The sequence below is a fragment of the Geomonas oryzisoli genome (assembly GCF_018986915.1).
Lineage (GTDB): Bacteria > Desulfobacterota > Desulfuromonadia > Geobacterales > Geobacteraceae > Geomonas > Geomonas oryzisoli.
Window position 1 is genome coordinate 1,048,306 of record NZ_CP076723.1, and the last position, 23,091, is coordinate 1,071,396.

Annotated in this window: 23 protein-coding genes; 5 read left to right on the plus strand and 18 right to left on the minus strand. The window is 64.0% G+C overall.

Translation table 11 applies throughout. The annotated features are described in order from the left end of the window. Position 1 precedes the first annotated feature (1 nt). Both KP004_RS04630 and KP004_RS04635 read right to left on the minus strand, forming a co-directional pair. The gene (locus tag KP004_RS04630; RefSeq protein ID WP_216801217.1) at positions 2–1,207 is read right to left on the minus strand and encodes a M20 family metallopeptidase; all 1,206 of its coding nucleotides are present in this window, start codon (positions 1,205–1,207) and stop codon (positions 2–4) included. Continuing rightward, a complete protein-coding gene (locus KP004_RS04635) occupies positions 1,204–1,716 on the minus strand; it encodes a GNAT family N-acetyltransferase (protein ID WP_216801218.1) in 513 nt (170 codons plus the stop codon). Before KP004_RS04635 ends, KP004_RS04630 begins: the two co-directional genes overlap by 4 nt. A gap of 473 nt (positions 1,717–2,189) precedes the next feature. Here KP004_RS04635 and KP004_RS04640 point away from each other — a divergent pair, with 473 nt between their 5' ends. The 4 genes from KP004_RS04640 to KP004_RS04655 all read left to right on the plus strand — a co-directional run bounded on the left by KP004_RS04640 (position 2,190) and on the right by KP004_RS04655 (position 9,163). Continuing rightward, complete coding sequence (locus KP004_RS04640; protein ID WP_216801219.1) at positions 2,190–3,959, plus strand: autotransporter assembly complex protein TamA; 1,770 nt, start codon at positions 2,190–2,192, stop codon at positions 3,957–3,959. Beyond that, positions 3,956–8,404, plus strand: coding sequence for a translocation/assembly module TamB domain-containing protein (locus KP004_RS04645; protein ID WP_239026943.1), 4,449 nt, complete (start codon positions 3,956–3,958; stop codon positions 8,402–8,404). Before KP004_RS04640 ends, KP004_RS04645 begins: the two co-directional genes overlap by 4 nt. Positions 8,405–8,516: 112 nt before the next feature. Further along, positions 8,517–8,750 (plus strand): AbrB/MazE/SpoVT family DNA-binding domain-containing protein, encoded by a 234-nt coding sequence (locus tag KP004_RS04650; protein ID WP_216801220.1) that lies wholly within the window; start codon positions 8,517–8,519, stop codon positions 8,748–8,750. Next, the gene (locus tag KP004_RS04655) at positions 8,747–9,163 is read left to right on the plus strand and encodes a type II toxin-antitoxin system VapC family toxin (RefSeq protein ID WP_216801221.1); all 417 of its coding nucleotides are present in this window, start codon (positions 8,747–8,749) and stop codon (positions 9,161–9,163) included. Before KP004_RS04650 ends, KP004_RS04655 begins: the two co-directional genes overlap by 4 nt. Positions 9,164–9,199: 36 nt before the next feature. Here the strand turns inward: KP004_RS04655 and KP004_RS04660 are convergent, their stop codons facing one another. The 16 genes from KP004_RS04660 to KP004_RS04735 form a co-directional block, all read right to left on the minus strand. Beyond that, positions 9,200–9,808: a hypothetical protein gene (locus tag KP004_RS04660; protein ID WP_216801222.1), complete on the minus strand. Its 609-nt coding sequence runs from the start codon at positions 9,806–9,808 to the stop codon at positions 9,200–9,202. Positions 9,809–9,856: 48 nt separating this feature from the next. Then, positions 9,857–10,345, minus strand: a complete 489-nt coding sequence (locus tag KP004_RS04665) for a hypothetical protein (protein ID WP_216801223.1) — start codon at positions 10,343–10,345, stop codon at positions 9,857–9,859. Positions 10,346–10,739: 394 nt separating this feature from the next. Further along, positions 10,740–11,645, minus strand: coding sequence for an MBL fold metallo-hydrolase (locus KP004_RS04670; protein WP_216801224.1), 906 nt, complete (start codon positions 11,643–11,645; stop codon positions 10,740–10,742). Between the two features lie 162 nt (positions 11,646–11,807). Further along, entirely contained in the window at positions 11,808–12,413 is a 606-nt protein-coding gene (locus KP004_RS04675) for a transglutaminase-like domain-containing protein (protein ID WP_216801225.1), read from the minus strand. Between the two features lie 24 nt (positions 12,414–12,437). Next, positions 12,438–13,670: an MFS transporter gene (locus KP004_RS04680; RefSeq protein ID WP_216801226.1), complete on the minus strand. Its 1,233-nt coding sequence runs from the start codon at positions 13,668–13,670 to the stop codon at positions 12,438–12,440. Between the two features lie 65 nt (positions 13,671–13,735). Further along, positions 13,736–14,224 carry a nucleoside 2-deoxyribosyltransferase gene (locus tag KP004_RS04685; RefSeq protein WP_239026944.1) on the minus strand — a complete coding sequence of 163 codons (489 nt, stop codon included), beginning with the start codon at positions 14,222–14,224 and terminating at the stop codon, positions 13,736–13,738. Further along, entirely contained in the window at positions 14,221–14,640 is a 420-nt protein-coding gene (locus KP004_RS04690; RefSeq protein ID WP_216801227.1) for a hypothetical protein, read from the minus strand. Before KP004_RS04690 ends, KP004_RS04685 begins: the two co-directional genes overlap by 4 nt. Positions 14,641–14,713: 73 nt before the next feature. After that, on the minus strand, positions 14,714–15,478 hold the full coding sequence (locus KP004_RS04695) for a M23 family metallopeptidase (RefSeq protein WP_216801228.1): 765 nt from the start codon (positions 15,476–15,478) through the stop codon (positions 14,714–14,716). Positions 15,479–15,506: 28 nt separating this feature from the next. Continuing rightward, the gene (locus KP004_RS04700) at positions 15,507–15,980 is read right to left on the minus strand and encodes a hypothetical protein (protein ID WP_216801229.1); all 474 of its coding nucleotides are present in this window, start codon (positions 15,978–15,980) and stop codon (positions 15,507–15,509) included. Between the two features lie 94 nt (positions 15,981–16,074). Continuing rightward, on the minus strand, positions 16,075–16,728 hold the full coding sequence (locus KP004_RS04705) for a hypothetical protein (protein WP_216801230.1): 654 nt from the start codon (positions 16,726–16,728) through the stop codon (positions 16,075–16,077). Between the two features lie 29 nt (positions 16,729–16,757). Continuing rightward, positions 16,758–17,090, minus strand: a complete 333-nt coding sequence (locus tag KP004_RS04710) for a hypothetical protein (RefSeq protein ID WP_216801231.1) — start codon at positions 17,088–17,090, stop codon at positions 16,758–16,760. After that, the gene (locus tag KP004_RS04715; RefSeq protein WP_216801232.1) at positions 17,087–18,256 is read right to left on the minus strand and encodes a DUF819 family protein; all 1,170 of its coding nucleotides are present in this window, start codon (positions 18,254–18,256) and stop codon (positions 17,087–17,089) included. Before KP004_RS04715 ends, KP004_RS04710 begins: the two co-directional genes overlap by 4 nt. Continuing rightward, entirely contained in the window at positions 18,253–19,359 is a 1,107-nt protein-coding gene (locus KP004_RS04720; protein ID WP_216801233.1) for a dipeptide epimerase, read from the minus strand. Before KP004_RS04720 ends, KP004_RS04715 begins: the two co-directional genes overlap by 4 nt. A 139-nt stretch (positions 19,360–19,498) precedes the next feature. Continuing rightward, positions 19,499–19,909 carry a YbjN domain-containing protein gene (locus KP004_RS04725; protein ID WP_216801234.1) on the minus strand — a complete coding sequence of 137 codons (411 nt, stop codon included), beginning with the start codon at positions 19,907–19,909 and terminating at the stop codon, positions 19,499–19,501. A gap of 390 nt (positions 19,910–20,299) precedes the next feature. After that, on the minus strand, positions 20,300–20,425 hold the full coding sequence (locus KP004_RS21260; protein WP_302467684.1) for a response regulator: 126 nt from the start codon (positions 20,423–20,425) through the stop codon (positions 20,300–20,302). A 78-nt stretch (positions 20,426–20,503) separates the two neighbouring features. Then, positions 20,504–20,905: an STAS domain-containing protein gene (locus KP004_RS04735; protein WP_216801235.1), complete on the minus strand. Its 402-nt coding sequence runs from the start codon at positions 20,903–20,905 to the stop codon at positions 20,504–20,506. 444 nt (positions 20,906–21,349) lie between these two features. On the opposite strand from KP004_RS04735, the gene KP004_RS04740 reads away from it, so the two are divergent. Continuing rightward, positions 21,350–23,044, plus strand: a complete 1,695-nt coding sequence (locus KP004_RS04740) for a sigma 54-interacting transcriptional regulator (protein WP_216801236.1) — start codon at positions 21,350–21,352, stop codon at positions 23,042–23,044. The last annotated feature ends 47 nt before the right edge of the window (positions 23,045–23,091 follow it).

Here is a 23,091-nt window from a genome sequence, read left to right on the forward strand (position 1 = left end):
CTCAGCACCCCACCCAGCTCGCCTGCCGATCGAAGCAGTTCAGCGACCCCCTGCGCTCCAGTGCGAGCGCCGCGTACTGGTCCAATCCCAGGCACAGCGCCGCGTAGATCTTCGCCGCCGCCAGCACTTCCGGGAAGCTGACCTGTTCCTCGGGGGTGTGCGAGATCTCCAGCGCGCCCGGACCCAGGATGAGCGGCCGGCATCCCGCCGCGTGGAACAGGTTGCCGTCGGAGTGCGACCGGAAGGCCTCGAATTTCAGGGTGAGCCCGAGGCGCTGGTAGGTCTGCTCCAGGATGCGGGCCGGCGCGTTGTCGGTGCCCAGGTTGTAGCCGGGGGAGGCGAAGTCGAAGTCGACCGAGAGGTCGAGACCCGGAATGAACTGGCCGGCGCCGGCGGTGATGCGGCGGATCGCCTGTTCCACGGAGGCGGGATCCCGCTCCGGGGGGAGGTGCAGGTCGATCCACGCCTCGCAGCGGTCCGGCACCACGAATCCCTTCTGCGAGGAACGCATCTCCCTGATCGAGTAGACGATCTCGGATTCGCCCCGCTTGAACAGCGAGTCCTTGCCCAGGTGCAAAAGCACCCGCAGCATCGATTCGACGGCGTTGTGTCCCAGTTCGGGGAGGGAAGAGTGGCTGCGCACCCCCCGGGTCACGAACCCCGCCTCCAGGTAGCCGAAGTGCGCGAAGCAGGCGGAGAGCCCGGTCGGTTCCCCGATCACGGCCCACGGCGCGCTGCACTGTTTGAGGAAGGTGGCGCTGCCGTCGCCGTTCTCCTCCTCGCCCACCACCAGCAGCAGCCCCACACTCGGACGACGCGCCGGCTTGAGCGCCTGTGCCAGGGCGAGCCAGGTCTCCAGCATGGCGGCGCAGCCCCCCTTCATGTCGGCGCTCCCCAGCCCCCGGACCAGGTCCCCCTCCTCGCGCGCCCCGAACTCCTCCAGGTCCCAGGCGGGAACCGTGTCCACGTGTCCCACCAGGTAGAGCCTCGGTTCGTCCTCCCCCATGGTGACGCGCAGGTTGTAGCGCTCCTCCTCGACCTCCTGGCGCTCCACCGAGAACCCGGCGCGGGAAAGGAGGTCTTCCAGGTAGAGCTGGATGTCCTCTTCCTTGCCGGAGGGGGAATAGATGTCGAGCATGTCGGTGAGGGTCCCCTTGAGCCGGACCGGGTCGATGGCGGCCATGACCTCTTCGAGTCGGCCGCTCATGGCTTTTTCACCGCCTTCTTCTTGTGCCGCTTGGACAGGTTGAGGGTCATGTAGAGGTGCTCCTGCACGTTGTCGAAACCGTGCTTCTTGAAGAACCGGATGGCCGGCTCGTTGTCGGCCGAGGTGTCGATGATGATCATGCGTACCCCCTGTTCCTTGAAGCGCCTTTTCAGTTCCTTGAAGAGACGGGCGCCCACCTGCATCTTCTGCAGCTCGCGGCGCACTCCGAGCCACACCAGGTAGCCGTACTTCCAGGGCGAGTGGTGCTTCTTCACGGTGGTGCCCAGGGCGAACCCCAGGATGCGGTCCTCGTGCTCGGCGACGATGCAGAGCTCGTTGTCCGAGTTGAACAGCGTGGTGATCTCGTACTCGTCCCAGGTGCGGTAGAGGCTTTGTGAATATTCCGCGGTGAAGACCTCCTCCCCGATGTGAAACACCTCCGGCAGGTCCTCGATGATCATCTGCCGGATCCGGGGGGCCTCCTCCTCGTGCTGGTCGTTGAGCGGCATGACCTACCTCGTGAACTGCTAAGTTGGCTGCTGCTGACATTATAACAGAGTTGCGGCGGGGGGGACTGGGACAGCTTTGCTGTAAGCCGGCAAGGGGGAGTCACAAGCTTCAACGCCAAGACGAGGAGCCGCAAAGGTACACGGCATAAAAGATGTGGTGCCACCCGGCAGCATCTTGCCGCCAGGATGTCGCGCGGCGTGTGAGAGCGTAACTTCAGGCGTGATGGTGCTTATTCAGCCCGCCGCGCACCCGCGTGCTCATAGGCGAAATAGGCGCTGTCTCGGTCCTGACAGGCGGCTTCGCTCTGTCTGCCGGATATTGTTGAGGAAACGAGATGATCGCGGCCCGACATGGTAAACTTCATGGATTCGCAAACCCGGAAAGGTTAGTCGCCTCCCATGTTGTGCCGCAGCTTCTGTCATGCGAGGAGCGCCGGGACGCACAGAGGGCGCGCCGCCAAACCTGGAGCCTCATGTTCCGACCAGTTGTCACATACCTCGTTATCGCCCTCTGCCTGGCCTGGCTCTTGTGCCTTGCCGCGCCGGCCTGCGCCGCGGAGCCGGTAGAGGTCGCCGTCTCCGGCGTCGAGGGAGACGCTCAGGACAACGTGCGCCGGGCGCTCGAGCTGCCGCACGGCCTGGTGCGCGACGGCAAGGTCGACCGACTCTGGCTGGAGCGCTTTGCGCGCCAGGCGCCGGAAAAGGCGCGGGTGGCCCTGCAGCCGTACGGCTTCTACCGCGCCAAAGCGACTGCTACGGTGCGGGAAGGGGAGGGTGGGAAGAGCAGGGTGGAGGTGGTGGTCGATCCCGGCGAACCGGTGCGCGTGGTCGAGTTCGACCTGAAGCTCGAGGGGGAAGGGGCGGATCAGAAGGAGCTGCGCCGGCAGGCCTCAGCTTTCCCGGTCGCCAGCGGGAACGTGCTGCTGCAGACCGACTACGAACGGGGCAAGAGCACGCTGCTGGCGCAGGCCCAGACCCTGGGCTACCTCGATGCCGCCTTCCCGCGCCACGAGATCCGGATTTCGCCCGATCTCGCCTCCGCCCGCGTCCACCTCACCCTGGATACCGGCGCCCGCTACTACTTCGACGGCACCCGCATCGAGGGGGGGAGCGACTACCCGGACGTTTTCCTGAAACGGTTCGTCGCCTTCAAGGAGGGGGAACCGTTCTCCTACGCGAAGCTCGGCGAGACCCAGCTCAACTTCGCCAACTCGGAGCGCTTCCGGCAGGTGGTGGTGACGCCGCAGCGCGAGGAGGCCAAGGAGCACAAGGTCCCGATCCTGGTGCGGCTCACCAGCGCGCCGCGGCGTACCCTGCGTCCCGGCGTCGGCTACGGCACCGATACCGGCGGCAGGTTCTCGGTACACTACCGCGATCTCAACCTCGCCCACGAGGGGAACGATCTCGACCTCAGCCTGTACGTGGCGGAGCGCCTGCAGGGCTTCGCCGGGCGCTACACCATGCCCAGCGCGAGCGATTTCAGGAGCTCGACCTCGATCCAGCTGAACCTGCAGCGCGAGACCGTATCCACCTATCAAAGCAGGCTGGCGGCCATGGAAGTCGACCGTAACTTCGGCCTGGGACGCGGCGAAGTCGCCACCCCCTACCTGAAGATCCAGCAGGAAAACTACAAGGTGGCCAACGTGAATTCCCAGTCCCGGCTGGTGCTCCCGGGCTTTCGTTTCTCCAAGGACAAGTTCAACGACCTGGTCCGCCCGACCAGCGGGTACCGGTTTTCCGTCGACCTGCGCGGCGCCCACCAGTACTTCGGCTCCGACACCGGACTCATCCAGGCCATCGGCAACGCCAGCCTGCTGGTCCCCATGCCGGGGCGCCTCACCTTCCATACCCGCGTCAACACGGGGTACAGCCTCCTCACCAATCCGCTTTCGGATCTCCCCCCCTCGATCCGGTTCTTCGCCGGCGGCGACCAGAGCGTGCGCGGCTACGCCTATCAAAGCCTCGGCCCTAAAGACGCGGCCGGCAGGGTGGTGGGGGGGAAACACCTGCTGGTCGGCAGCGTCGAACTGGAGCGGGCCCTGTTCAAGAACTGGGGCGTCTCGATATTCGACGACATCGGCAACGCCTTCAACGACTTCGGCAACGTTGACCTGAGGCAGGGGGTGGGGGTGGGCGCCCACTACTACACGCCGGTCGGCGGACTGAACCTCTACCTGGCCCATCCGCTCGCGCCCGGCGCCCCCCCGATCCGGATCCATTTCTCCGTGGGGTTTGAATTTTGAGGCGGCTCGTCCTCTACATAGGGCTTCCCCTGCTGGGGCTCCTCATCGTCCTGTCACTGGGGCTCTTCTGGCTGCTCGGCACCGGCTCCGGCGCGCGCTTCGCCCTCACCACCCTCGGAGGGCTCGCCGGGGAAAAGGTGACCGTGCGGCAGGTCGAGGGGCGGCTTTGGGACCGGCTGAGGTTGACCGGGGTGCGGCTGGACCGCCCCAAAGTGGTGCTGCAGCTGGAGCGGCTGGATCTTGCCTGGGCACCGGTCGGTCTCCTGCACGGCAGGCTCCTGGTGCACGATCTCTCCCTGACCGCGCTGCGCATCCAGGACGACACGCCGCTGGTAGCCAAGACGCCGCAGCTGCGCTGGCCTAAGGTAAGCGAGACCGTGCGTCGACTGGAGGCGCGGGTGGAGCGCTTCAGCCTGAAGGGTATGAGCTACCGTCACTTCCAGGGCGACCCCTTCCTGCTGAGCGAGCTGGCAGGCGGGTTGACCCTGCGCGACGGCGTCCTCACCGTCTCGGCAGGGAGCGTTTCCGCCGCCCAAGGGAGCGCGTCGGGCGAAATAACCGCAGGACTTTTGCGCCCCTCGCTGCACCTCGACCTGCGCCTCGCCCCGGCCACGCCGATGGCGGACCTGGACGCCATTTCAGTGCTGGCGCGCCTCGAGCCGGGGCGGGAGCCCGAGCAACTGGCCGGGCCGGTCGCGCTCGCCGGCAGCCGCCAGGGAGCAAAACGCCTGGACCTCACCAGCGAGCTCGGCATCACCCGCACCGGTTTCAATTTCAGGAACTTCCATATGCTGCGCCCCGGCCGCCCCGGGGTTCTCACCGGCAACGGCAGCATGACCCTCACCAAGGACGAGCCCCTCTTCGCGCTGGCGCTCCACGCCGACCATCTCGACCTCGGGCGGGAGCTCGATCATCCCGCCCTCATCGACGGCGACCTCACCTTCTCCGGGAGCCCGGCCCGCTACCTGGGCACCTTCTCCCTCACCAACAAGGGGCCCGGCTGGGAGAGCATGGGGCTTGCCGCGCGCTATCGCGGCGACAAGAACGGGCTGCGCCTGGACCCTCTCTCCGGCACGTGGCTCAAGGGGAGCGTGCACGGCGCGCTCGACGTGGAGTGGAGCCGAGGCTGGCGGGTGAGCGGGAAACTATCCGGCCGGGGCCTCGATCCGGAAGCGCTTGCCGCGGATTGGAAAGGGGTGGTGAACCTCGACCTGGCCGGGGTGGTGGGGCAGCATGACCGGGGGGCGGTGCAGGGGAGCGTGCAGGCGCGGCTCCTCGAGAGCAGGCTGAAGGGGCAGGAGCTGACCGGCGCAGTAGAGGGGAGCTTCACCGGCGCGAGGATCGCGGTGCAGCGTCTGCTGCTGGCGGGGAAAGGGTTCAGGTTCCGGGGCAGCGGCGAGCCCGACCGGCGTTTCGATTTCGCGGCCGACGTGACCGATCTCTCGGGGCTGCTGCCGGGAAGTGCCGGTGCCGTTGCCGCCGACGGCTGGCTGCGCTGGCGCGAGGGGATGCTCTCCGGTACCGCCGCCGCCAGGGGGATGAACCTGGCGATGGGCGGCGTCCGCGCCGGTGCCTTCGACCTGCAGGCAAGCCTCGGTGAGGGGAAGGATTACCCGGTTTCGCTGCGGGGGACGGCGACCGCCGTGCGGGCCGGACAGCTGGCGGTGGAGGCCGCCTCCTTCGCGCTGCGCGGCACCTCCAGGCGGCACACTTTCGCAGCGCGGCTCACCTCCGGCGTCGCCGACGTCGATCTTTCCGCCTCGGGCGGTTATGCCGACGGCGTCTGGCGCGGCGAGCTCTCCCGCTTCTCCGGCAACGACGAGGTGGGACCCTTCGCGCTCGCCGCCCCGGCGCAAGTGACCGTCGGGCAGGGGCGCTTCAGCACCACGCCGCTGGTCATCGACGGCGCTCCCGGCGAGCGGCTGGAACTGGCCGGCAACCTGAACCGCGACCGCTCGGGCGCCTTCCGGGGCGGCTGGAGCGGGCTGAACCTGGCGCGGGCCGACGTCTGGCTCCCCAAGGGGGAGCTCTCCGGCGCCACTTCCGGCAGCTTCGACCTGCACCTCGCCCCCGGTGGGCGTGCCACCTTGAACGTCCGCGCCGAGGCGAGCGGCGCCGTGGTCGCAGACGGCAAGCGGGTCGGGCTGGACCACTTCCTGGCGACGCTAAAGGGAGGGGAACGGGGGGTGGATGCCGCCGCCGATCTCGCCCTGGAAAAGGGTGCCGGCAGCGCCCGTCTCACCTTCCATTCCGGTGAGCCCGCAGCCCTGGCGCTGCCGCGGCGCGGCGATCTCACCATCGACTGGAGCAATCTCGACCTGACGCTGCTGCGCCCCTATCTCTCGCCCGAGCTGAACCTGGAGGGGAGGCTTGGCGGCCAAGTGAAGGGAACGCTCCTGCCGGGACGGCGCATGGACCTCTCCGGCACCACCGCGCTCACCGGCGGCCGGGTCATCTGGCGGGCCAAGGGGGACCAGTTCGACGCCGCCATCGACCGGGCGGAACTCGCCTTCCAGCGGCGCGACACCGGCAAACCCGGCGGCGAAATGGTCCTGCACGGCAGCGCCGACGCCACCGGGGCCTACCAGTCCCAGGGGGAGAAGGTGATCGGCAGCCAGTTCACCGTCCGCGTCGACGCCGACGGCACAGGGACCCGCGCCGCTGCCGATCTCTGGCTCGACACCGGCGGCAGCCTCCGGGCCGCGCTTTCCTCCGACTCTCCGGCCGGCAGCGCGCTTCCCGAGACCGGCGACTTCAGTGTCGAGTGGGACGACATCAAGCCATCCCTGCTGCGTCCCTGGCTCCCGGGGACCATGGACCTCCAGGGGGAGCTGCACGGCAGCGCCAAGGGAAGGCTCCTCCCCGGCAAGCGGCTGGAACTGGCGGGGCAGGCGGGCTTCTCGCAGGGGAGCGCCCGGTGGCAGGGCAATGCCGGCGAGGCGAGCGCCGCCATCCGTTCGGCCCTGGTGAACTTCGCCTGGCGCGGCGAGAGCCTGACCGGCAACCTCGACCTCTCCCTCGCCGACTACGGGCAGGCCAAGGGCGATTTTCTCCTGCCGATACCGGCACGGTTGCCGGTGACTCCCAACCGGGACGGTGCGGTGCAGGGGCGCCTGTCGGGGAGCCTGCAGGAGCACGGATTCCTCACTGCGTTCTTCCCGGGGCTGGTGCAGGAGACCCGCGGCACGCTCACCGTCGATATCATGGCCGGGGGGACCTGGGGCGATCCCACCGTGAACGGGACCCTGGAGCTCGCCGATGCGGGTGCCTATCTCCCCAGCGCAGGGATCACCTTGACCGGGGCGCAGCTCCTGGCGCGCCTGGACCACAACGAGATGCGCATCGAGCGGCTGCGGGCGCTCTCCGGTGGCGGCGAGCTGGTCGGCAACCTGCTGATGAGGCTCAAGGGGTGGCAGGTGCAGGATTACCGCGGCACCCTGAGCGGGCAGCGTTTCCAGACCGTGTACCTGCCGGAACTGACCATGTACACCTCGCCGCAACTCACTTTCGAAGGCGATGCGAAAAAGGCCACCGTCAACGGCGAGGTCGGCATCCCCGAAATGCTGATCTCCGGCTCCCCCGCCCAGCACGTGGTCGCGCCGAGCGAGGACGTCGTTTTCGAGGGGGCTCCCCCAAAAGCCAAGGAGCCGCGCATCCCGTTACTGGTAGATGGGAAGGTGAAGGTGGTGCTCGGGGACAAGGTGAAGGTGGAGGCGTCCGGAATCGACGCGCAGCTCGGGGGGAGCATGGACCTCGTGCTGAACGGGATCGACAAGATCGAGAGTTCCGGGGAGATCAAGGTGGTCAAGGGACGCTACCGCGCCTACGGCATGAACCTCGACATCGTGCGGGGACGGATCTACTACGTGAACGACCCGGTCACCCGTCCCACCCTCGACGTCCTGGCCCTGCGCACGGTCGGGGACGTCAAGGCGGGGGTGACCGTGGGCGGGTTCCTGAACGCCCCGGTGGTGAAGCTCTACTCCGAGCCGGCCATGCCCGAGGTGGACATCCTGGCCTACATGGTGCTCGGGCATCCCATGGGGACCAGCGGCGAGCAGGGGAGCGCGCTTGCCACCGCCGCGGCCGGCCTGTTCTCCTTCGGCAAATCCGAGTCGCTGCAAGAGCAGATCAAGGACCGGCTCGGCCTGAGCACGCTGGGGCTGGAGCAGGTCGACACCACGAGCACCGGACGGATGGGGTACAAGGAGATCGCCACCACCCCGACCGGCGCCATTTCCGCCAAGACCCCCGCCGCAGGCGAATCGGTCTTCTCGGTCGGCAAGTATCTCACTCCGGATCTCTACCTCAGCTACGGCCGGTCGCTGATCACCGGGCAGAACCTGTTCCGGCTGCGCTACGACATCTTCAAGCGCCTGCAGATCGAAACCCAAAGCGGCTCCGAGTCCGGCGTGGATCTCTATTACAAGCTGGAGTTCAGGTGATCGGACCGCCGCGCTCGCAGCCTCTCCCATTTGCCGGTTCATCCGTTATCTTGACACCGGGTGTTCCTTACCTTATCATCAAAACGTAAGGACAACCTGAGCGGAGACCGTTATGAAATCAACCGTTACGTCGAAATTCCAAACCACCATACCCAAGGCCATACGCGAGAAACTCGGCATCTCGGTTAACGACGCACTGGAATGGGGCATCGAGAAAGGCCAGGTGGTCGTCCACCCTGTGAACAACGAGTTCCTCCGCTACCAGGGATGTGTAAAGACTGGCCCAGGTGATATTGGGGCCGATATTCAGTCAGCTCGTGATCAACGCCTGGAGAAGTATCGGTGAAGAAGTATGTCATCGACACCAATGCGATCATTTCCTTCGTTACAGATCGCAATCCTGCGCAACAGGAAGCCGTCATTCCTTTGTTTACCGCTGCCTCCCGTTTGAAATGCACACTGGTCTGCCACCAGTTCGTGTTGACCGAGTTCATTTTCGTCATGGACACAGTCTATGGCATACCGAAGAAGACGATCAATGCCATGGTTCTCGACCTCATTGCCATGCCAGGGGTTGAAGTGCGGCATGAAATCGATTTCAATAAGGTGCTGTCTCTATGGCCGGACCAAGTCGGCGATTTCGGAGATGCGATCGTCGCCTCAGTGGGCGTTGCCGTCAAAGGGGCTATTGTGGTCACCTTCGATGGGAAGTTCAAATCGGCCTTAAAGCGGCAGGGTGTTGACGTGTACCAAGCTTGAGCCCGATACCCTTAGCCCTGCCGTGCTTACTTGTCGCTATTTGGCACCTATTGATGGGCCGGCGGGAAGATACCAAACCGGGTTTATGCCACCTTGCTTTATCCACCCTTCCTTGGGCATCCAGTCACAGTACAACACTCTCAGCCAAAGCCTGTCGTCTCTTGGGTCCCACCAGCATTTTCCGTCGTCGTCCGCCTTTTGAACTACACGAGTAACAACATTCAAAACACCCGGTTCCTCTTTTTTAGGAGGATGTCCGACTCTCACCTCAACTATATCGCCCAAAGCCACACTAAGTCCTTTGGGGACATAGAGCATCGTTGAATTGACTACCTCGGAACTCCAGCTTTTAGTCATTCCGCCACAGCAGTATATGCGCGCGAGGACCACGCTGCCATCGGCAATTTCTGAATCCTTTATGCCTGATGCTATGATGGCATCGTACAAGTCCTTGGCTTGCACGACCTCCTCCCGGCTGCCAGTCGCAGTGACCTGGGCTAGTCGTAATGAGCCAGTCGGGACGAAATCCATGTGAATTCGCAGCGGACCACGAGAGCAACCCGTCATCCCCACTATCAGAAGAAGGACCACATGTTTCAGCAGCGACTTTCGATATTGACTCCAGCCGACCATGTTGCCATTCATAGTGTTCCTCCTTATTGAAGTTGCAGTCTCTGTTCCCTTCTACCTTCCTCAATCACCTTCTGGTGGCTTGGCGTCAAGTAACGATTTTCTGCCTTTTTCGTTGTCCACTATTTCCAGGGTTACGGCGATTTTTCCACCGCCTGAAAGGAGAAAGTCCGCTGGGCTCCAATCCGGGCTAACATGGGCAATCACGTAGTAAACTGCACCGGCATCTACTTTTAAATCAACTGTGCTTTTACTCTGGTCTGCGTAAGCAGTTATGGTGGAAATGCCAGGTACACGCTCCCAGCAAAGATACCTGTGCCCTGCTATATATCCGATGTGCGTGTCGTCGGCTATAACAGACACAGTCGTGCCGTGGCTTGCTATGTTTAGTAAAAACGGCTTACCGATGAGATAGATCCGTCCTTTTCCACTCTCCTCAACATGCTTGCTCTGTTCGGGGAAATGAACCATCTGCTTGGTAGTGCCGCATCCACAGGACAGAAGCGAAAAAACAATGAACGCGACAATTCGAATAAACCTCAGGTTTATCATTTGTCGTACCTCCATCTTTATCTGCTTCTTCGGATGTTACAGGCTGTGCTGAGGCTGAAAAGCTGGAAGGGCAAGCAGTTGGCACATTGTCATCTGCGTGAGGACACCATTGCAAAACAGTCACTACCGCTCACGGTAGTGGTGTAGACAGCCATCACGACGGCCTGACACAGTTTTGTTTACTGGCGTTACTGGGTGAGCATTATTTTGACACTTTACTTTCGGGTTGCAAGTGAATCCAGGAATTGCTTATGAGTGAGGAGTCTAAAGGAAGAGTCGAAAAGCATGTGGGGGGCGCTGTCAGCAAGAATGGGCGGCCGGTTACGGCCGCCCATTCTGCTTCTATTCTGCAAGTAGAGGGACAGGCCCCTTACGGAGCCAGTCCCTTCTGCCGCTACTTCTTGGCGAGGTAGCGGCTCTTCACGTTGTAGGTCACCATCCACTCCGCCATGGTGCGCTTGGGGAGGGTCTTCAACAGTTCGGCGCTGATGGCGTCGGCATCGCTGGTCTTCGCCGCCAGTTCGGTCGCTTTCTTGTCGAAGAGCTGGATGTACTCCTTCATCTCTCTCAGGTCCTTCTTCCCGGAAAGGGGGCCGTGACCGGGGACGACCTTGTTCACGTCCATGGCCAGCAGGGCATCTATGGTCCGAATCCAGCCGCTGAAGTCGCCGTCGGCAAGGAAGGGATGGAAGTCGGTGAAAAGGACGTCTCCGGCAAAGAGGATCTTCTCAGCCGGGAGGTAGACGACGAGACTCCCCGCTGTGTGGGAGGGGGCGGTCCGGATCAGACGTACTTCCTCGCCGCCCAGATCGAGCAGCATTTCGTCGCTGAAGGCGAGGGTGGGGAGGGCTATTTCGGTCCCTGCCATGTCCTCGGGTTTCAGGCCGTAGTTCGCGGCCCTCTGCAGCAGCCCCGCGCCGTTGGTGGCGAGATACGTGCGGTCGGCTTCGTGGGAGATGACGGTCGCGCCCAGTTTGGCGAAGACGCAGTTCCCCAGCGCGTGGTCCAGGTGGGTGTGGGTGTTGACCACGTACCTGATCGGCTTGTCGGTCACCTTGCGGATGTCGGCGAGAAAACGCTGCCCTTCCTTGGCGGAGATCAGGGTGTCGATCACCAGCACCCCGTCTTTGCCGATGACGATGCCGGCGTTGGCGGCGAAGCTGTGCGACGGAGAGGCGTCCTTGCTCCCGACGTAGGAGTAGACGTTGTCGGCAAACTTGGTGAGCTCCGCGCAGGCGGCCTGGGCGAGCAGCAGGGTGAAAGCCAGTGTCAGTGCTGTGAGTACGGCGTATTTCTTCATGGACTCCTCCTTTTCAATAGCTTTATTAGGGGAAGGGACTGGCTCCGCCAGGTGCCTGTCCCCTTGGTGGCTCAGCTGAAAGGAGCGTTCCGCTAAAGGGACAGGCACCTGTCGGAGCCTGTCCCTTCTGCCGCGCACCCTCGCCCGCTCCGTTCAGCCGTTTCAGAAGGTCACTGTTTCTCCAAGGCAGTTGGCGATGAGTTCGATGTCAGGCAGGTTGTGGTAGACGTCGGTTACGGTCTTGTGCGTGGTGAGCGCACGGACTACGACCGGCAGCGGCTCGGGCCAGATCTCCGGTAAATCGGCTTCCAGCCGTTCGCTGATCGAGAAGGCGAGACGCTCTTCCGGGGGGGAGAACTGTGCGTCGACACCGGGCTTGTTGCCGCGGGGATCGACCCGGTACCAGCCGTGATCGGGCAGCCAGACGGCGTTCAGGCCGTGCAGGCAGTAAGGCGGGCCGCCATCGTGCAGGGATAGACGCTGGTAGCATAGCCCCGCGGGTATGGCGTTGGCGCGCAGCAGGGCGGCCAGCAGGTGACTCTTGGCATAGCAGTAGCCGGTGCCGTGCTCGAGCACGTCGGAGGCGCGGCAGGTGACCGGATTCAACTTGTAATCCCAGCTGTGCTTGATCCGGTCACGGACGAACTCGAAACAGCGTCGGGCGATGACTGTCTTGTTGAGTTCTCCCGCCGACAGGTGCTGTGCCTTTTCAAGTACGGCCGGGTGCTGCCAGTCGATGTATTCCGTCGCCTCCAGGTACTGTTTCATGCTCCACCTTTTCCTGTGTCTTTGTTACTTCTGCTGATCCTTGTTTGCCGGAGTCAACATGGTATCACGGTATAGATAAGAGAAAAGTACTGCCAGAATAAAAGTGACGGCACCGGCAGTGAAAAAGCCGGTGGCAAAATCGGCCGCTTTGATGACCATACCCATGGTGGCGGAGCTGAGCATCATGCCCAGGTAGATACAGCTGTTGTACAGTCCCAGCCCGAGTCCGCGCTGCTTGGGGGGCATCACGACCACCACCAGGGCGCTCAACGCGGTGAATCCGATGCCCATGCCGGCGCCGAGGATGCAGGCGCAGATGAGAAGTGTCGCCATGCCGTGGGCGAGGCCGACGGCACCTACGGCGTGCGCGCAGAGCACCAGGCCGATGCCGGACATCAGTCCCCGGTCCACACGGTCGCTCAGGTGGCCGAACGGGATGCGCAAAAGCACGTTCACCAGCGCCTGCGCCGCGAAGATGATGCCGATCTGCCCCACGTTGAGCCCCAGGGCCCGGGCGTGCAGGGGGAGAAAGGAGATGAACATGCCGAAGCCGAAGCAGCCTCCCAGCGTTCCCACCAGCGCCGCCAGGAGGCGACGGTTGGAGAGGATGCCGGTGGGGAGCTGTTCGGCGTGCTCGTCGTGGTGCTGCTCCTCCGAGCGGGGGAGGAAGCATACAACCGCAACGAGCGCCGCCACGATCAGCCCGCCGGACACGAAGAAGACTTCGCGGATGCCCAGAGCCTTGCCGAACCAGCCGCCGCTGGCCGGACCGAAGGTCATGGCGAGGTAGACGGCCGTGGTGTACCAGCTGTAGGCCCGCCCGACGTGGGAACGCGGCACGACCCGGGCCACCGAGGACATCATGGTGGGGGTGAAGGCGGAGAGCCCCATGCCGAAGATGAGGTAGACGGCGCCCAGCAGCAGGGCCGTGTTGCAGAAGGGGATCAAAAGGGAGGCGCAGCTCATCAGGGCGAGGCCGGTGATGAGGACGGGCCTGATGCCGATCCGGTCCGAGAGCAGACCGGAGGGGACGGCGAGGATGCCGGCGGAAAGCATGAAGGCGGCGTTGATGAGTCCGATCTGCGCGGTGCCGGCGCCGATACTGCTGGCCAGAAGCGGCAGCACCGGGATGCGCATGTAGGCGCCGAGAAAGCAGATGAAGCCGATGACGCAGCAGGTAAGCACCTGGATGCTCTGGCGATGGTTAGGCGTCCGGTACTGCCGGGTGAGGTCGATGTCGAGGTCGGTATCGCTCATGATCCGGCCAAGCTAGCGGCAACGACGGGCGCTGTCAATGAGAAAATCCGTCAGCTGCCGCAGGGTTACAGTTCGATCTCCTCGATCCTTCTGAACAGCCGGCCGCCGCTCTCCTCGATGAAGTAAAGGACCTGCAGGTTCAGCGCTACCCCGGGGAAGTCGCCGCAGTCCCTGAAGTCGGTGCGCAGTCCGTAGCACTTCTTCCCGATCCCGCAGCCGTAGCCCAGCTCGGCCACCGTGCCGCTGTCCGGCTCGGTGCCGTCCAGGACCGCCAGCACCAGGTCGCTTCCCTTGAGTCCCTGCGCGTTAACCGCGCCGGTGAAGCGTGCCGCCTCCTGGATGGCCCGCGCCCGCTCCGCTCCTTCCGCGATGGACATCGCTTCCTCGATCCGCTGCGCCACCTCCTCCTGTTCCCAGGGATCGAAGACGCTTAAGCCCAGTCGTTCCAGTCGCTCCTTGATCCGCTCGCGGTACGGGTTGTTTTCACGGCTGAAGCCTAAAGGGGAGGCGAGGTACACCCTCAATCGTTCATCAGTTTTGTCGTTTTCCATCATGAGCGGGGTGTATCCTTGGCGTTGTCGTAGACCCTGGCGCCGCGGATGCGCTGGTCGCCGATCTTGTTCTCCAGGTCGTGCCGCTCGACCTTGTGGTTCACCACGAGCTCCTCGTATCCCATGTAGCCGGCCTTGGCCAGGTCGGCCACGATCTGTACGAACTGTTCCTTGTCCTCGGGGGAGAGCTTGTGGAAGGCATCGAAGCGGTTGGACGCGCCCAGGTTGAAGAAGTTGTCGACCGCGCCGAACACGTCCTGGGAGGTGGATATGTCGACCAGATCGGCATCGGCTGCACGGTTCTCCTGGGCACCGTCAGGCATAGAGCCGGCTGCTGCGGACTCCTTCTCTTTGACCGGGCTCTTGGCGCCGACTGATGCCTGTATCATCGCTTTGTATGCCGAGAGTGCTGAGATCATCACGACACCTCCTCTGTGTGCTGCATCGAGCAGTATTTTACCCGATACTGTGAAAAAAGCGCCAGAGAAAGAATCAGTCAGTCAACCTGGTCATGGTGAGTGTGCGGTAGGGATTCCTGGCGACCGGCAGACCGCCGGCGACGGAGAGCAGGGTCAGGTGCAGATGGGTCGGCGATCTTTTCCGGTAGGCGTTGAGGCCGGTACGGCCGACCTCCGCGATGACGTCGCCCGGACGCACCAGGGCGCCCACCTCCACGTGCAGGACCCCGTTGTGCGCGTAGTAGACCAGCGATGCGGTGGCCGGATCATAGATCCAGAGGTATTTCCCGCCGCGCAGCCGGCTGCCGGGCCGCCATTGTTTTTCCGCGGCGACCACCACTCCCCCGGTCATGGAGAGCACCTGCACCGGCTCCCCGGTACGGTCGTCGAGCCCCGCCTGCCGTTTGTCACGGATGAAGATGTCGTGCGAGGGGTGCCCGGTGTGCCTGTTGCCGGCAAAGTAGTCGTACCCCCCAAGCTGGTAGCCGTTGCCGCGGTCTCCGATGGCCCGGTAGCCGTATCCCTTGAGCGGGAAGCACCAGCTTGTTTCCGGGTAGTCGACGCCCCCCGCGGCGCGGTATTCCCGTGACAGCGCCTGGATCAATCCCGTGAAGCGTTCTTTCGCCTCGGTCTTCGGGAGCGCGTTGTCCCGGATCTGCGTGTTCAGGGCGTTGAACTCCCGCGCCAGGGCGCGCAGCTTCTCCGCGTCGCCCGCTTGCGCCTGGGCGGAGGGCGCGGCGCAGAGCACGAGGGTGATCAAGAGGGCGGCCAGGTGCCGCAACGGGAAGAGTCGGGTCATGCGGTGAGGGCTCCGTGAATGGTTGCGGTCAACGGCATTGCTCGGCGAGGCGGACGAAACCCTCCAGCAGGGTCTGCGCCGCCTCCGGATCGGCGACGTTGATCACCGTGGTGCTCACCGAGAGGGTATCGGTCAGTGACCGGTAGCTGAAGGGCTTTTTGAACCTGAGCACCACGTAGTCGGTGTAATCCTGGCCCGATCTGCAGGCGGCGACATCGAGGGCGGAGAAATCGAGGTCCTGGAACTTTATGGTGTACAGGCCGCCGGAGGGGTAGGTGCCGGAGACGGTGTAGCTGAGGCGGCATCCGTTGAAATCGATGGACTGGTAGCTTTCCTTGCGCGCCGACGAGGTGCTGCTGCTCATGGTCGCGACGATGGCTGCGGCGGTCTGCTGCACGGCAGGGGAAGCGGCGGTCTCCTTTGTGGCGGGGGGAGCGGCGGCACCGGCCGGTGCGGCAAGGAGGGCGACCAGCGCGACGGCGGGAATTGCATGTCTGTTCATGGTAAGCACTGCCTGTTCAGGGAATCGAGTTGATGATCTGCGCGTTTTTGTCCGGGGCACGTCGATGTGCCGCCTCCTGCTTTCCGGGAGGCGTCTACTTCTGCTCCTTGGCCGGCTTCATCAGATCCTGGCGCACCTTGTACGGATCGAGCGCCGGTTCGCCCAGTTCCTTCTTCTCTTCGTTGATGAGCGTGGTCAGGATCTTCTGTTTGCCCAGGTTTTCCAGCTGGTCCGGAAGCGCCGGCAGGTTCCTGAGCTTCTCGTCCTTGGTGGCGAGCCTGGGGAGTTCGACGATGCCGGCGCCACGCAGCCTGATCTTGTACTTCCCGCTCAAGACCGGGTCGTACCAGGGGGAGAGTTCGCGCTCGGCGGTCGTCTTGCCGGTGAAGTGGTTCTTCAGGGAGAGCTGGACGCAGGCGTAGCCGGGCTTGTAGATCAGGAAACTGGTGCGGTCCTGCCGGGTGAAAGGCTGCGCCAGGATGGTTGTGTACGAGGGGATGTGAAACTTCCCTTCCTTGTCGGTGAGCGCCTCCTTGATGTTGATCACGGTGGCGGACTGTCCCGCTCCGGCGCCCATCGACCTTTTGTTGTAGATGGCAACCACCACCGCCCCCTCCACCGGCTGCTTGGTCTCGATGTCCAGCACCTGCCCGTCGAAGGCGGGCTCATGGTAGACGGGCCACACTGCCTGGGAAGCCGTTGCCGTCAGCAGCATCAGGGAAAACGCCGCAAGTACAATCCTGAGCATGTGCATGTGCGAACCTCGATGTTTCGTAATCACTGGAGCACCACGAAGGCGATCCATCCCGCGGCAAGCAGCGCTGGCGGGAGCAGGACGTCGGGAACCAGGTGCTTCCAGTAACGCTTCCCCGAGCCGAAGTGCTCCCGCTGCCTGGCAAACAGCGCCAGCAGTACCGCCGCCACCCAGAGCAGGAAGAACAGCATCAGGCTGAGCGCGATGATGCTGTTCCAAAACGCGAAGCGGTCCAGGTCGGCGAGCCCACCCTTCTCCGTGGAGGCGTTTGCGAGCCAGGCGGCGGTGAGCGACATCGCGACGCAGACAAGCTCCGCTGCGCTTAGCAGCAGTTTCAGGCGGCGCAGGGTCGTCATGCGGCAAAGAGGCGGCAAAGCTGCGCGGCCAGGATGCCGAGCCAGGTGCCCACGATGTTCCCCAGGATCGCCAGCAAAAGCCCCACCGAGGCGAGCCCGGGATGGTACACCTCGGCCACGACCGGCGCCGAGGCGACCCCCCCCACGTTGGCCTGGCTGGCGGCCGCGACAAGGAACATCGGCGCCTTCAAAAGCCGTGCGCCGACCAGCAGGAAGACGGCGTGGATCGCCACGATCAAAAGCCCCGCCGCGATCAGCACCAGTGCCGAGCCGATGCTCGCGACCGAGGCCTTGGCGCCGATGGCGGTCAGCACGAAATAGAGGAGGTCGTACCCGGTGCGGGAGGCTCCGGCGCGCTCCAGTTTTCGGACCGGCGAGAAGGAGAGCAGTATCCCGAGCAGGGTGACGATCATGATGGTCCAGGTGTAGCGCGTGATCACGTCCTGGATCTGCGGCAACTGGCCGGCCAGAAGGTGCGACAGCACGCCGCCCGTTATCGCGATCCCGAGCGAGGCGGCGATGCCGCCCAGCGTCCTGCGCCCCCCCTTTTGGGCCAGGTGCTGCACCGCCTGCTCCCCAAGGTGCTCCAGCACGCCGCGCTCGGAGCGGTTCCAGCGGTCGAAGGCCGGCTGCAGCCCCACGATGGCGATCATGAAGCCCATCCACAGGTAGGGGACCACGGTGTCCACGATGACCATGGGGGCGAACACCGCGTCGGGAATGGCGAGCGCCTCCTTCACCGCGATCATGTTGGCGCTCCCCCCGGTCCACGACCCGGACAGGGCGCCGAAGCCGGACCAGAACTGGGCGCCGATCACGGGGCGGAACAGGGCGAAGGAGACCGCCGCCCCCACGATGATGCCGGCGGCCCCGAGGAAGAACATGGCCAGCGCCGTCGGCCCGAGCCTCAGGATCGCCTTCACGTCAACCGGCAGCAGCAACAGCACCAGGCTCGCCGGCAACAGCCAGGTCCTGATCAGGCCGTAGACCGGGCTCTCGGTGGCGATGATGCCGGAGGTCGCCGCCAGCATGGGGAGGAAGTAGATCCAGAACACGGCGGGGAGCAGGTCGAAGTAGCGCGCGGTGCGTTCGTGGCGCGACAGCCACAGCACCAGTGCCTCGATGCCGAGCAGAGAGGCGACGATGAGCAGCGGGTGGCTGATCATGGCAGTTCGGGCACCACGCCGATGCCGCTGCCCGCCCCGGTCAGGTCGAACCTGCCGCTGTCATCGAGGTAGGGGGAGCGGGAGAGGTCTCCCTTGAGGAAGAAGGTGGTGTCGAGGTCGATGAAATCGAAGCAGCCAAGGCCCGCGGCGAAGTGGGCCGAGGCGGTGATGGCGAGCGCGCTCTCCATCATGGCCCCCAGCATGAGCCGTTTGCCGTTGGCGGCCGCCAGGTGCGCGATCTCGGCGCCCTCCAGGATGCCGCTTTTCATGAACTTGATGTTGATGGCACTGACCGCGTTGCTGTCGATGGCGCGCCGGGCCGCGGCGAGGGAGCCGACGCTTTCATCGGCGCAGACCAGGGTGCCGCTACCCTCGAGGGCCGCGGTGATCGCGATGAGCCCTTCCCAGTCCTGCTTCGGGACCGGCTGCTCCAAAAGAAGCGGGCGCGCCCCATTGGCGTCGAGGCGCTCCAAAAAGGCGAGCATCCCCTGAGCGCTGTAGCCCATGTTGGCGTCGAGGATGAGCGTGCATCCCGGCGCCATCTCCCGTACCGCCAGGATGCGCTGCAGGTCCTGTTCCTCGTCTTTTCCGATCTTGATCTTGAAGGAGCTGAAGCCGCGCTGTGCGTACTGCTGCGCGGTGGACCGCGCCTCGGCCACGGTCCCTATGACCACGGTGATGTCGGTGGTGAAGGAGAGCTGCGGCATGGGGGCTACCGGCGTGAACAACCGGTAGAACGGGATCCCCTGGACCCGGGCGGAGAGATCGAGCAGCGCCATCTCCAGCGCGGCCAGCGCGGCGTGGTTCCCCGCGAAGGCCGGGGCGAACTCGCGGCAGACCGCGGCGGGGTCGCTGATCCTGCGCCCGCGCAGCGCCGAAGCGGCGCACTGCAGGTTCTCCAGGGTTTCGTGGACCGTCTCGCCGGTTATGTGCGTCGCGACGGCCGCCTCACCGAAACCGCAGGCACCGTCGCTTGCGTGCAGCCGGATGAAGACGTTTTCCAGCTCGTCGTGCTGTCCGGTGGATATCCTGAACGGTGTCACCAGCGGCGCCCGGACGATCGAGGCCAGCGCATCGTCGATTACAAAAGAGACCTTCTCCATGGCAAATGTTCCTCCGGGTGCGATCGCTTTCCTGTCGAAGCTCGTGGTATTGCGGAACATAAATTTAAGGCAATTGACAATGGGAAATTGACAATTGACGATGAAAAGCCGCCCGTCTTTACTCGTCCCGTATCGCTTCCTACTGCAAGCCCTTCAGGATGCGCGGGTGTTCTTCTTTCATGGCGCGGAAGATGAGTGAGATCATGTCCACGATCACTTCACTGGAGAAGTTGTCATGGAAGGGAACCACCACCTGGATAGAGAGGGCGTTCCCGGTTTCCACGAACTTCACCATGGTGTACTCGGCATTGAGGGTGTTGATCATCTCGAGTATCGCCGGTTTCTTCTCCGGCGGAAACGCGAAATACTTGTAGCAGATAAGGGTAACATACCTGTCGCTGTCATTGAAGAGCACCATGAGAGAAACCGGACCGACTTCTTCAAGATTCTCATGGATCACGTACAGGGTGTTGTCCTCGTGCGTGTTCTTCTCCAGGGTGATTTCCTGCCCCTTCAGGTATTCCTCAAACGCGGACGCGTTTTGTGCCATCACTGTCCTCCCATTGCCACAGTTCGGTTGATGGCGGGAAATATATGTGAATATTTATGTGATGTAAATTAAAAACAACCCCGGTTAGCTGTTGATCCCGCGCCTGTTCCCTCTCCCTCCGGGAGAGGGTGCCCGGAGGGCGGGTGAGGGCAATGGTGGCTGCCGGCATCTTGCCGTGGGCAACGCCCTCACCCTGGCCCTCTCCCAGAGGGAGAGGGGACGTGGACGGGGCATATTTGAGTCAAGGGGCAGGGTAAGAGGCGGTGGTGGCAAAGGGGACAGAGGGGGAAGGGGACAGAGGGGGAAGGGGACAGGCACCTGGCGGAGCCAGTCCCGGAGGGGGAAGGGGACAGGCACCTGGCGGAGCCAGTCCCCTTTGGGGGGTGATGGTTAGCCCAAAAGACGCGTGGTCACCTGGAGCAGCTGCTCCGGGCGAAACGGCTTCACGATCCATCCGGTCGCCCCGGCCGCCTTTCCCTCCGCCTTCTTGCTCTCCTGAGACTCGGTGGTGAGCATGACGATGGGGAGGCTTCGATCGGCACCGCCGGTCCGCAGCTTCCCGATCTCCTGCTCGGACCATGGGTCACCTCCTCCTTACTTCTCGCCCAGGTACTGCTGGATCGTGTAGTCGAACCCCATGCGGCGTGCCGCCTCGAGCAGCGTTTCCGGCGCGTTTTCGAGCGCGGGGTGCACCCCGAAGAACTCCAGGCAGGAGAGCCACACCGTCAGGAGCTGGCACCCGGCCGCATCGATGGTGGTCACCCCCTCGACATTGATGATGAGCCTGGACCCCGCCTTCCCGGCATCGCTAGTCAGTGCGAACAGCGGGTGGTTTCTCAGGTGGAGCGAACGCTCCTTGACGTGGTCCATGGTCCATTCCCCTTCCAGGTAGCAGCGTGCGTCGGTCAGCATGGCGTCCTCCTCTATCGGTTGGCGGCGCCGGGTCTTCGTCCCGGTCCGCCTGTTGCCCGGCCTTTCGCCTTGGTTGATGGTCATGGTACAAGTTCCGGTCCCGCAGCCGCCGGTGCGCGAAAAAAAGAGAGCGTGCCGCCGCCGGACGGGCGGCAAGTGGCGGAAATCTTTGAGGATGAGTGAGCAAAAAAAGAGGAGGAGGGGCGGGGCGCGGGGAGCGGAGGGATTCTAATGAAGTATACAAAAGCGTGGCACGCCACACCTGGTCGGAGGCAAAATTGTGGCGCGCCACAGCGTGGTGCGGGTGCTCTCTCTCATGGAACTGCACCCATTGTATTAGAAGGGCTAAAGTAGCGGCACGCAGCGCCGAAGAGTCTTACATCCGGCTGACTTAGCGGAATTTTTTCTCCGGATGCCAGGTTCGTGGCCGACGTACGGGTGGTGGAACCAGTGGCGCGGCGTCTTGTGACAGGGTACGGTCCCCCTGTGGCTGTGCCCATCTGGCTGTGGAGTAGTTGCGGAGGCAATGTGATCGCACAGGTACTGCTCGTCGACGACGAGCCTGCCATTCGTTCGACCCTGGCCAAGTTCCTCGAGGAGCTCGACTGCTTCGTCACCCAGGCGGCCGACGTGGGCGAGGCCCTCGCCCTTCTGAACGCCCTGGAGTACGATCTCGTCGTGACCGACATCGTGATGCCCAAGGGTTCGGGGCTGGACGTTTTGCGCGCGGCCCGCAGCCAGGAAGACCCCTGCCCGGTGGTGATGATCACCGGTTCCCCCATGGTGGAGAGCGCCTCGGAGGCGCTGAGGCTCGGGGCTTTCGACTACATCTCGAAGCCGGTGCACAAGGAGCAGATCGTGCACGTGGCGCGGCGCGCCCTGGAATTCAGGCGGGTGTCGCGGGAAAACGACCGCTTCCGCAACGACCTGGAGGCCATCTTCACCAGCGTCCAGGACGCCATCATCTCGGTCGATCGCGATCTGAAGATCCTCAACTTCAACAGCTCGGCCGCCACCATCTGCGGGTTGGACAGCGCCGCCTCCGGCACCTCCTTTTACGACCTTCCCTTGCGGTGCGACCGGAAATGCCGCGGCGCCCTGGAGACCGCCATTCACACCAGGAAGCCGGTCCAGACCCGGTACTTCAAGTGCGGCAGCGCGGGCGACGCGGGTGCGGAGCAGTACGTGAGCGTATCGGTCACCCCGCGCCGGCTCACCGAGCGCCAGGTCGAGGGCGCGGTGATCGTGGTCCGCGACGAGAGTTCGCTGTACCGGCTGGAAAAGAAGCAGATGCCGCGCAGTTCCTATTCCGGCCTGATCGGCAAGAGCGCACCGATGCAGATGCTCTACTCGATGATCGAGCGCCTGGCCGGCGTCCCCTCCACCGTGCTGATCCGCGGCGAGAACGGGACGGGAAAGGAGCTGGTGGCGGCGGCGCTGCACGCCAACGGCGGGCGCCAGGACCGTCCCTTCATCAAGGTGAACTGCGCGGCCCTGACCGAGACGTTGTTGGAAAGCGAGCTGTTCGGCCACGTGCGGGGAGCCTTCACCGGCGCGCTGCGCGACAAGGCCGGGCTGTTCGAGAAGGCGGACTCGGGGACCCTGTTCCTGGACGAGATCGGCGAGGTATCGCCGCAGATGCAGGTGAAGCTTTTGCGGGTGCTGCAGGAGCGGGAGCTGGTGCGGGTGGGGGGGGCGGAGCCGGTCAAAGTCGACGTCCGCATCATCGCCGCGACCAACCGGGACCTGGCGAAAGACGTGGAGGAGGGGAGGTTCCGGCAGGATCTTTACTACCGGCTCAAGGTGGTGGAGCTTATCGTGGCGCCCCTGAGGGAGCGGCCGGAGGATCTGCCGCTTTTGGCGGAGCATTTCGTGAGCAGGCTGAACGCTAAACTTGGGCGCAGCATCACCGGTATTTCCGACGAGGCGCTGCGGCTTCTGTCCGGCTACCCCTGGCCCGGCAACGTGCGCGAGCTTGAGCACGCCCTGGAGCACGCCTTCATCATGTGTCCGACCAGGATGATCCTTCCCGACCATCTCCCGGCGGTGTTCCAGGCAGCCGTCGTCGAAGACGGGCTCACCATGCGGGAGCGCATCCAGGAAGCGCTGGCGCGTCATGCCGGCAACAAGTCCCGCGCCGCCCGTGCCCTGAACATCGACCGCAAGACCCTGTACCGCAAGATGCAGGAGTACGGCATCACGGATGTCCCCACCCCACCCTAGTGTCTTACCGAAGGAGGGGACTGGCTCCGCCAGGTGCCTGTCCCCTT

Bases quoted from the DNA above. Each gene is read 5' to 3' on its own strand.
- KP004_RS04720 (WP_216801233.1), bottom strand. From the start codon at position 19,359: ATGGAGAAGGTCTCTTTTGTAATCGACGATGCGCTGGCCTCGATCGTC.
- KP004_RS04650 (WP_216801220.1), top strand. From the start codon at position 8,517: ATGAAATCAACCGTTACGTCGAAATTCCAAACCACCATACCCAAGGCC.
- KP004_RS04695 (WP_216801228.1), bottom strand. From the start codon at position 15,478: ATGACCCGACTCTTCCCGTTGCGGCACCTGGCCGCCCTCTTGATCACC.
- KP004_RS04725 (WP_216801234.1), bottom strand. From the start codon at position 19,909: ATGGCACAAAACGCGTCCGCGTTTGAGGAATACCTGAAGGGGCAGGAA.
- KP004_RS04715 (WP_216801232.1), bottom strand. From the start codon at position 18,256: ATGATCAGCCACCCGCTGCTCATCGTCGCCTCTCTGCTCGGCATCGAG.
- KP004_RS04635 (WP_216801218.1), bottom strand. From the start codon at position 1,716: ATGCCGCTCAACGACCAGCACGAGGAGGAGGCCCCCCGGATCCGGCAG.
- KP004_RS04675 (WP_216801225.1), bottom strand. From the start codon at position 12,413: ATGAAACAGTACCTGGAGGCGACGGAATACATCGACTGGCAGCACCCG.
- KP004_RS04660 (WP_216801222.1), bottom strand. From the start codon at position 9,808: ATGAATGGCAACATGGTCGGCTGGAGTCAATATCGAAAGTCGCTGCTG.
- KP004_RS04710 (WP_216801231.1), bottom strand. From the start codon at position 17,090: ATGACGACCCTGCGCCGCCTGAAACTGCTGCTAAGCGCAGCGGAGCTT.
- KP004_RS04700 (WP_216801229.1), bottom strand. From the start codon at position 15,980: ATGAACAGACATGCAATTCCCGCCGTCGCGCTGGTCGCCCTCCTTGCC.
- KP004_RS04735 (WP_216801235.1), bottom strand. From the start codon at position 20,905: ATGACCATCAACCAAGGCGAAAGGCCGGGCAACAGGCGGACCGGGACG.
- KP004_RS04690 (WP_216801227.1), bottom strand. From the start codon at position 14,640: ATGATCTCAGCACTCTCGGCATACAAAGCGATGATACAGGCATCAGTC.
- KP004_RS04685 (WP_239026944.1), bottom strand. From the start codon at position 14,224: ATGATGGAAAACGACAAAACTGATGAACGATTGAGGGTGTACCTCGCC.
- KP004_RS04670 (WP_216801224.1), bottom strand. From the start codon at position 11,645: ATGAAGAAATACGCCGTACTCACAGCACTGACACTGGCTTTCACCCTG.
- KP004_RS21260 (WP_302467684.1), bottom strand. From the start codon at position 20,425: ATGCTCACCACCGAGTCTCAGGAGAGCAAGAAGGCGGAGGGAAAGGCG.
- KP004_RS04630 (WP_216801217.1), bottom strand. From the start codon at position 1,207: ATGAGCGGCCGACTCGAAGAGGTCATGGCCGCCATCGACCCGGTCCGG.
- KP004_RS04665 (WP_216801223.1), bottom strand. From the start codon at position 10,345: ATGATAAACCTGAGGTTTATTCGAATTGTCGCGTTCATTGTTTTTTCG.
- KP004_RS04640 (WP_216801219.1), top strand. From the start codon at position 2,190: ATGTTCCGACCAGTTGTCACATACCTCGTTATCGCCCTCTGCCTGGCC.
- KP004_RS04680 (WP_216801226.1), bottom strand. From the start codon at position 13,670: ATGAGCGATACCGACCTCGACATCGACCTCACCCGGCAGTACCGGACG.
- KP004_RS04705 (WP_216801230.1), bottom strand. From the start codon at position 16,728: ATGCTCAGGATTGTACTTGCGGCGTTTTCCCTGATGCTGCTGACGGCA.